Source organism: Pseudomonas sp. JV245A (genome assembly GCF_032424515.1).
In the GTDB taxonomy this organism is placed as follows: domain Bacteria; phylum Pseudomonadota; class Gammaproteobacteria; order Pseudomonadales; family Pseudomonadaceae; genus Aquipseudomonas; species Aquipseudomonas protegens.
This window is the reverse complement of the sequence record NZ_VYKE01000553.1, coordinates 1-428: the sequence shown is the minus strand read 5'-3', so window position 1 is coordinate 428 and position 428 is coordinate 1. Positions and strand designations below refer to the sequence as shown.

General features: G+C 70.3%; 1 protein-coding gene. It reads right to left on the bottom strand.

The genetic code is table 11. The annotated features are described in order from the left end of the window. Positions 1-428, bottom strand: a 428-nt coding sequence (locus F6S12_RS32985) for a malonate decarboxylase holo-ACP synthase (protein ID WP_315870022.1), incomplete at both ends; no start/stop codon positions are given.

Sequence of the window (428 nt, the reverse complement as noted above, 5' to 3'; positions counted from 1 at the left end):
CCCGGCCCATTCGCGCAGGGCCAGGGCGCCGCCGGGCACCTGCAATTGCATATCCACCGGGCAACCGGCGCCGTCCAGCAGCGCCAGCAATTCACGGGCCCGGGCCCGTGGCAGAGGCTCCGGGGTACGCAGGATCAGGTCCAGGTCGCTGTGCTGATGCAAGGCCGCCACGCCGCTCGCCAGCTCGAAACCGGCACTGCCACTCACGCCCCAGATCCACTCCTGGGCATCCAGTTCATCGCGCAAGTGCTGCAACGCCTGCAACGCCGGCCATGGGCCCTGGGGCGGTACATGACACAGCTGCTCGGGGCGCACCCCGCGCTGCACGGCTTGCAGATCCAGCAGCGCCGGATAGCGCTGTTCCCGGGAAACACCGCGCAAACCCACCGCAACCTGCCCCGGTGCAGTCAGGGCCCGGCGCACCACCA